This is a genomic window from Pseudomonas sp. RIT-PI-AD, assembly GCF_025642785.1.
Taxonomy (GTDB): Bacteria; Pseudomonadota; Gammaproteobacteria; order Pseudomonadales; family Pseudomonadaceae; genus Pseudomonas_T.
Genome location: NZ_JANZKU010000002.1, coordinates 287,679 through 294,866 on the forward strand (window position 1 = coordinate 287,679; position 7,188 = coordinate 294,866).

The 7,188-nt window shown below is 64.8% G+C and carries 6 protein-coding genes; all 6 read left to right on the forward strand.

What is annotated here, in order from left to right; genetic code table 11:
• Nucleotides 1-27: 27 nt before the first annotated feature.
• The 6 genes from OGL92_RS03045 to OGL92_RS03070 all read left to right on the forward strand — a co-directional run bounded on the left by OGL92_RS03045 (nucleotide 28) and on the right by OGL92_RS03070 (nucleotide 6,971).
• Nucleotides 28-1,179 (forward strand): PepSY domain-containing protein, encoded by a 1,152-nt coding sequence (locus OGL92_RS03045; RefSeq protein WP_263140241.1) that lies wholly within the window; start codon nucleotides 28-30, stop codon nucleotides 1,177-1,179.
• Nucleotides 1,176-1,355, forward strand: coding sequence for a hypothetical protein (locus OGL92_RS03050; protein ID WP_263140244.1), 180 nt, complete (start codon nucleotides 1,176-1,178; stop codon nucleotides 1,353-1,355). The genes OGL92_RS03045 and OGL92_RS03050 overlap by 4 nt, the downstream gene beginning before the upstream one ends.
• A 1-nt stretch (nucleotide 1,356) precedes the next feature.
• Nucleotides 1,357-2,571 (forward strand): MFS transporter, encoded by a 1,215-nt coding sequence (locus OGL92_RS03055; RefSeq protein WP_263140248.1) that lies wholly within the window; start codon nucleotides 1,357-1,359, stop codon nucleotides 2,569-2,571.
• Nucleotides 2,568-4,232 carry a hypothetical protein gene (locus tag OGL92_RS03060; protein ID WP_263140250.1) on the forward strand — a complete coding sequence of 555 codons (1,665 nt, stop codon included), beginning with the start codon at nucleotides 2,568-2,570 and terminating at the stop codon, nucleotides 4,230-4,232. The genes OGL92_RS03055 and OGL92_RS03060 overlap by 4 nt, the downstream gene beginning before the upstream one ends.
• Nucleotides 4,233-4,531: 299 nt before the next feature.
• Complete coding sequence (locus OGL92_RS03065; RefSeq protein ID WP_263140252.1) at nucleotides 4,532-5,023, forward strand: hypothetical protein; 492 nt, start codon at nucleotides 4,532-4,534, stop codon at nucleotides 5,021-5,023.
• Between the two features lie 838 nt (nucleotides 5,024-5,861).
• Nucleotides 5,862-6,971, forward strand: coding sequence for a branched-chain amino acid aminotransferase (locus OGL92_RS03070; RefSeq protein WP_263140254.1), 1,110 nt, complete (start codon nucleotides 5,862-5,864; stop codon nucleotides 6,969-6,971).
• Nucleotides 6,972-7,188: the final 217 nt, after the last annotated feature.

The window sequence follows — 7,188 nt, forward strand, 5'->3', positions numbered from 1 at the left end:
ACGAGCCCCCATGAGAAACGATCGACCATGACCCGAAGAGCCCTGCGCGCCTGGTACCTGGTGCACAAATGGACCAGCCTGATCGCCACGGTCTTCCTGCTGCTGCTCTGCCTGACCGGCCTGCCGCTGATCTTCCACGAAGAAATCGAGCATTACGTCGGCGATCATCCCGAAGCCCGGCCGCTCACCGCCCAATCGCCGCGCATCGACTACGACGACGTGCTCGCCAGGGCATTGGCGGCGCGGCCCGGCGAGGTGGCCCGGTTCCTGTTCTTCGAGAAGGACGAACCCCTCGGCGCGGTGCTGACGGCGCCGACCCTGCTCCCGCCACCGGACGATGGCCACGTGCAGCCTTTCGACGCCCGCACCGGGGAGTTCTTCGATCCGCTGCCGCCGCCCGGCGGCTTCATGAACCTGATGCTGCGCCTGCACACGGACCTGTTCATCGGCTTGCCGGGCTACCTGTTCCTCGGCTTCATGGGGCTGCTGCTGGTCGTCGCACTGGTGTCGGGCGTGGTGGTGTACACGCCGTTCATGCGCAAGCTGGACTTCGCCACGGTACGCACCGGGCGCAGCCAGCGCCTGAAATGGCTCGACCTGCACAACGCGCTGGGGATCGTCACCCTGGCTTGGGTTCTGGTGGTCGGCGTCACTGGCGTGATCAACACCCTGGCGCTGCCCATCCTCTACCTCTGGCAGGGCGACCAACTGGCGGAAATGACCGCCCCCTACCGCGACCTCGCGCCCCTGGAGCGGCTGGGCTCCCTGCAAGCCGCGGTGGATACCGCTCAACGCGCCGCGCCGGACATGCACATGAGCCTGATCGCCTTTCCCGGCACCCCATTCAGCAGCCGGCACCACTTCGCGGTGTTCATGCGCGGCAACACGCCCCTCACCGAGCGCCTGCTCAAACCCGCCCTGATCGATGCGCAGACCGGCGAACTGACCGACATGCGCGAGATGCCGCTGTACGTGAAAACCCTGTTCCTGTCGCAGCCGCTGCATTTCGGCGACTACGGCGGCATGCCGTTGAAAATCATCTGGGCGCTGCTGGACCTGGTGTCAATCGTCATTCTCGGCAGCGGCCTCTACCTGTGGCTGGGGCGTCGCGGCGCTCCATTGGATAAGCGCCTCGCCGAGCTGGACAGCGGCGGCCTGCGCCCGGAGAGCGAATCATGAAACGTCGAGGCCTTTGGCGGATCTTTCGCTGGCCCCTGCTGCTGGCGGTGCTCATCAGCCTGGGATTGGTGGCCGGCCTCATGGGCGACGGATTCGCCGACCTGTTCGCCTGGCTCGCCCTGGGCGCGCCCCTGGCGCTGATCGGCTGGATAGGCGCGCGACTGCGGAGTTCTTGAGATGAATGCACCCGACACCACAGCGGATGCCTCCCGAGGCGAAAACTTCGGCCTGGCGCCGTTGATGTTCGAAACCTTCGCCTGCACCGTCGCGGTGATGTCGTTCGTGGCGCTGGTCGGCCCCCTCGCACGGGTGCTGGGCCTGGCGCCCTGGCAGGCGGGCGCCACGGTGACCGTGGCCGGGATCGCCTGGCTGCTGTTCTCCCGTGCCTGGGGCACGGCCAGCGATCGGCTCGGGCGGCGCCGGATCATCCTGCTCGGGCTGGCGGGCTTCGTGCTCTCTTACACGGCACTCTGTGCCTTCGTCGTCCTGGCCCTGCGCGGGCAACCGCCGGGGTGGCTGGCATTCGCCGGCATCCTCGTGCTGCGTGGCCTGGCCGGCGCCTTCTACGCGGCGGTTCCGGCGACCGCGGCGGCCCTGTTGGCCGACCACGTACCGCCCCAGCGGCGCACCGCGGCGATGGCCAGCCTCGGCGCCACCAGCGCCACCGGGATGATTGCCGGCCCGGGCCTGGCGGGTTGGCTGGCGGGCTTCGACCTGAGCCTGCCGCTGTACGTGACCGTCGCGTTGCCGATGCTGGCGCTGCTGGTGCTGTGGCGCTGGCTGCCGCGCCACGAACGCCGCGCGCCGAGCGACACGGCCCCGCTGCGGATCACCGATATGCGCCTGCGCCGACCCTTGGTGGTGGGTTTCGCCGCCATGTCCGCCGTCACCATCGCCCAGGTGACGGTGGGTTTCTTCGCCCTCGACCGCCTGCAGCTCGCGCCGGCCGACGCGGCCCGCGCGGCGGGCATCGCCCTGACGACGGTGGGCGTGGCGCTGATCCTGTCGCAGTTGCTGGTACGCTCGCTGGCCTGGCCGCCGGCGCGGCTGATCAGCGTAGGCGGCATCCTTTCCGCCCTGGGCTTCGGCGCGGTGCTCTTCGTCCATGATGCCCCGGGCTTATGGGCCACCTATTTCGTCGCGGCGGCGGGGATGGGCTGGGTCTTCCCCGCGGTATCCGCCCTGGCGGTCAACGCGGTGCACCCCCACGAGCAGGGCTCGGCCGCCGGGACACTGAGCGCGGCCCATGGGCTGGGCATGATCGTCGGTCCGCTGCTCGGCACCCTGGTCTACGAAGTCGACAGCCGCGCGCCCTACCTGCTGGTCGCCGTCCTGCTCCTGCTGGCCGTGTGCTGGCCGTCGCGCGGCACCCCCAGCGGAAATCCACGATGATCGTCACCGATATCCTGCAAATCCTGGGCATCGCCCTGTTTCTCAGCGCTTGGTGGCTGACCGTCTTGCCCGGCCGGCGTCGGGCGCTCGGGTTCGCCGCCGCGTGGGTAATCGCGACCGGCGTGGCCGGCGCCTTCGACGAACGTTGGCAAGCCGTGGTGGGCGCCTTAAGCGGCGCGGCGTTCGCACTCGCAGTGCTGCTGGAGGCCCGCCTCGCCCGGCGGGCGCCGCGGCGCGTGCCCTGGCGCTCGGGAACGCTGCTGGCGGCCCTGGGGCTGGCAAGCGTCGCGGCCCTGTACCTGTTCCCGGTGCTGCCGCTACCGACCCCGAGCGGGCCCTTCGCCGTCGGCATGCGAACCTTCGAGTTGGTCGATGAAACGCGTCGCGGCGTGCTGTATGCCGGCAAGGATGAGCCCCGGCGTCTGCTGGTGCGCGTCTGGTACCCCGCGCAGCCCGCCCCGGACGCCCGCGAGGCGCCCTACTTCAGCGACGTCGAAGCCAGGACCACGGCACACGGCATGGGTGAGCGACTCGGGTTTCCGCCGCTGCTGAGCTACCTCAAGCATGTGCGTACCCATGCCTATGCCGACGCGCCACTCGCCCCGCAGGACGGCAAGCTGCCGAGCGTCTTCTTCAGCCACGGCTATACCTCGTTCCTCTCGCAAAACAGCGTGCTGATGGAGACCCTCGCCAGCCACGGCTATGCCGTGTACGCGGTGCAGCACACCTACGACGCCTCACCCAGCGTCTTCCCCAACGGCGATGTCCTGCCCATGGACCCAGCGTTGATCGACCTGATGCGCAACGGCCCGGAAGCCCGGGGCGAATTCCCGCCGGCGCTGATCGAGGGCTACACCTCGGCTTCGTTCGACAAGCGTCTCGACGGGCAACTTCGCAACGCTGCGGCGACCCTGGCGAGGGGCGACCGTATCGTTGCGCAAAGCGCCTCGATCTGGCTCGCCGACCGGCTGTTCGTGCATGACCGCCTGGAACGCGGGGCGGTGCCTGCCGCGGCCGCCGAGGTGGTGGCCGCCAGCGACTTCGCCAGGACCGGGGAAATGGGCATGTCCTTCGGCGGGTCGGTCACCGGTGCCCTCTGCCTGATCGACAAGCGCTGCGCAGCCGGGGTCAACCTCGACGGCGGGGACTTCCATTACCTTCCCTTCGATGCCGACATGCCGGTGCCCTTCCTCATGTTCCATTCCGACAGCGACTACTTCTACCGGTTTTTCAAGGTGAAGACCGATGGGCACGAACGCAGCTACAACGACTTCTCCTACGAGCGATTCGACCACGCGGGGCAGCGGCAAGACCTGTACCGATTGCAACTGAAAGGCGCCGCCCATAATGGGCTGAGCGACCTGTCCTGGTTCATGCGCCGGCCCCTGCGCGACGCCCTGCTGGGGACGGCGCCCACCGAGATCCTCCTGGGCGCGCAGAACGATTTCGTCCTCGCGTTCTTCGACAAGCACCTGCGCCGCCTGAAGAACGACTTCCCCCAGGCGCAATACGCACGATACGCCGGCTGGGCGTGGCCCTACGACAACACGCCGGTCCGCCAATGGTGGCTGGCCAAGCCGGAGGCCGAACGCGCCGCCTTGCAGAAGCGCATCGCCGAGCTGAAGGCCGTTGCCTACTCGAAGATTTTCAGCGGGCTCTAAGCGAGCGCGATGTCGCATGTCCGGGCTTGGCCATCCCATACCGGTGATGGACGGACATGCGTCGACAGGAACGACAACGCGCCAGTCTGCCGGGACGGGGCCAACATCGAAGCGTCATATGCCTCAAGTTTAACTATGCTTAACTTTCAGGGTAACCAAGGGGGCATATCGAACTAGTATTTTTGATAGTTATCACAGACCCCGCCCACTACTGTTATTTATAGCAGCTCCACCCTGACGGTTTCTCCCTATAGTGGAAAACACTTCATCGCGAAGTGAATATACACAGGGAGACTACAATGCAAACTTCACAACAATTCATTGCCGGCCTGCTCGAAACGAGTTTCGATAACGCGGAAATTCAGGCACTTTTCAAAGCGTCCGAATTGTCGAAAGAAGATTTCCTGCAAAACCTGTCCAGCCAACTGGTCGAACAGAACGAAACCGCCGGGCTGAGCGGCAACTCGGCCGCAAGAGGGCTTTTCCCGCTCCACAAAACCATCAACTTCGAAGTCGTCGAATTCGATATAACCGTTACCAACCCCAGTAATGACAAGTATGTCGTCGAGATTGCCAGCAAGATCCTCGGCTACAAGGTGGGGGACTCCTTCCTGACCTTCGACAACGGTACGCTGAGCCGTCATGAAACGGTCGGCAACTCTTCCCTGGGCGCCGAATACGACGTCAAGATCAAGTTCAGCGGGGGCTTCAACGTCAGCCTGGAAGCATCCGTCTGGATCAACTTGATCTTCAAGAAGAAGGTTCATTTCGGACCCAAATGGCTGTTTTGAAGCCATCGCGCCCTGATAGATCTATTCGTTAACCACGAAGATCGATGAAAAACCGCGTGCCGCAGGAGTGGCGGAGTTCCTGCCACTCTTGCACGCAACCGCTCTTGCCCTCTATTGCATTGTCACAGGGCTTCGCACACTTGATGTTTAAAATTCGGCGCACCCCGCCCAACGTAATCGTCCATAACCCGAGTGCCGATTTAACCAGGCTCTGTACGAAAACGGCCTGCGCATCGGTAATGCTTGCTTACGCTGTATAAACTCCGCTTCTTAGCCTGTTTTTGCCTGGTCTGACCTTCGCTCGATGACTTTCGTGCAGCCCTAATCCCGCGCACTAATTAAGTTACCCCCTAGCCGGAAACGCTTTGCCGATAGGAATCTGGTCTGGCAGCGACCGACATCACTCCCGCAAGTCAATCTGCGGTCATGGGGACTCCATTCCTCGATAAGCGCATTGGCCTCAGTCTTCCGAGAAGAGAGCGTGCTTCGCCCCAGCTCGATTTTTTTCCGGCATCCGCCCCATGCCCGGGAGTCCGGTAAACGGATTCTGCGGCCGGGTTGGCCCAAGGGCGATGCCGCGCGATCGACTTCTCCCGGCTCGGAGCTCGGAGCGAATGAGTGAAGATGTCGGAATTTAGCGGCGTCGCACTGCGACTTCGAGCCTGATCGCGTCCTTCTTCGCCGCCACCCATATGCCGGTACCTGCGGGACCGGCGCCATCATCGACGGCCCACCGCGTTCGAGGTGGCCTGCGCCCGGTGACTTCGCGAACGGCTTCCCTGTAGGATCGACCCTACCGCAGGGCTGGCGCCGGGTGTCGATGTAGAGGTAGAAGCACATGCAGGGGTCGGCAACTGCGCACCTTGCCTTTCCAAGAACCGCTGGCGGCATATCCACCAGCTCCTCGAAACTTCCCAACGAGACGAACATGGGCGAATCCACCATTGACTGGAGCGCATTAGGCTTCAGCTACCTCAAGACCGACTACCGCTACCTGTCCCATTGGAAGGATGGCCAATGGGATGCCGGCTCCCTGACCGAAGACAACATACTGCACATCAGCGAGGGCTCGACCGCCCTGCACTATGGCCAGCAGTGCTTCGAGGGTTTGAAGGCTTATCGGTGCAAGGATGGCTCGATCAACCTGTTCCGCCCCGACCAGAACGCTTTGCGCATGCAGCGCAGCTGCGCACGCCTGTTGATGCCGCAAGTCCCCACCGAGCAGTTCATCGAGGCCTGCCGCCAGGTGGTCAAGGCGAATGAGCGCTTCGTACCGCCCTACGGTTCCGGCGGCGCCCTGTACATGCGTCCCTTCGTGATCGGCGTGGGCGAGAACATCGGCGTACGGACCGCACCGGAGTTCATCTTCAGCGTGTTCTGCATCCCGGTCGGCGCCTACTTCAAGGGCGGCATGACGCCCCACGATTTCGTCATCTCCGGTTACGACCGCGCCGCGCCCAACGGTACCGGCGCCGCCAAGGTCGGCGGCAACTACGCCGCCAGCCTGCTGCCCGGCGCGGACGCCAAGCGCGACGGATTCGCCGACTGCATCTACCTCGATCCCGCCAGCCACAGCAAGATCGAGGAAGTGGGGTCGGCGAACTTCTTCGCCATCACCCAGGACGACGAGTTCGTCACCCCGCGCTCCCCTTCGGTGCTGCCGGGTATCACCCGCCTGTCGCTGATGGAGCTCGCACGCGATCGCCTGGGCCTGAAAGTTTCCGAAGGCGATGTGCACATCGACCAACTGGACCGCTTCAAGGAAGCCGGGGCTTGCGGCACCGCCGCGGTGATCACGCCCATCGGTGGCATCCAGTACGGCGACAAACTGCACGTGTTCCATAGCCGCGAGGACGTGGGCCCGGTCACCCAACGCCTCTACCGCGAACTCACCGGCATCCAGTGCGGAGACGTCGAGGCGCCCGCCGGCTGGGTCGTCAAGGTGTGAAAAACGACGGGGCCCGGAACGGGCCCCGTATCGTTTCGGTGACTAGAACCCGACCGCCGGGGGTGAGCACGTCGCCCCACGGAATCGTATCGACCTCCCCTCTTTACCCAAGCCCGCCGACAGGGCGTCGCAACGACGATCCATCCGCACGGTGGCTTCGACAAATCGCTCAAATGCCAGCCAGGCCAGTGGCTTCGACCACATCGCGTCAACAGGC

Bases quoted from the DNA above. Each gene is read 5' to 3' on its own strand.
- OGL92_RS03060 (WP_263140250.1), top strand. From the start codon at position 2,568: ATGATCGTCACCGATATCCTGCAAATCCTGGGCATCGCCCTGTTTCTC.
- OGL92_RS03050 (WP_263140244.1), top strand. From the start codon at position 1,176: ATGAAACGTCGAGGCCTTTGGCGGATCTTTCGCTGGCCCCTGCTGCTG.
- OGL92_RS03045 (WP_263140241.1), top strand. From the start codon at position 28: ATGACCCGAAGAGCCCTGCGCGCCTGGTACCTGGTGCACAAATGGACC.
- OGL92_RS03070 (WP_263140254.1), top strand. From the start codon at position 5,862: ATGCAGGGGTCGGCAACTGCGCACCTTGCCTTTCCAAGAACCGCTGGC.
- OGL92_RS03065 (WP_263140252.1), top strand. From the start codon at position 4,532: ATGCAAACTTCACAACAATTCATTGCCGGCCTGCTCGAAACGAGTTTC.
- OGL92_RS03055 (WP_263140248.1), top strand. From the start codon at position 1,357: ATGAATGCACCCGACACCACAGCGGATGCCTCCCGAGGCGAAAACTTC.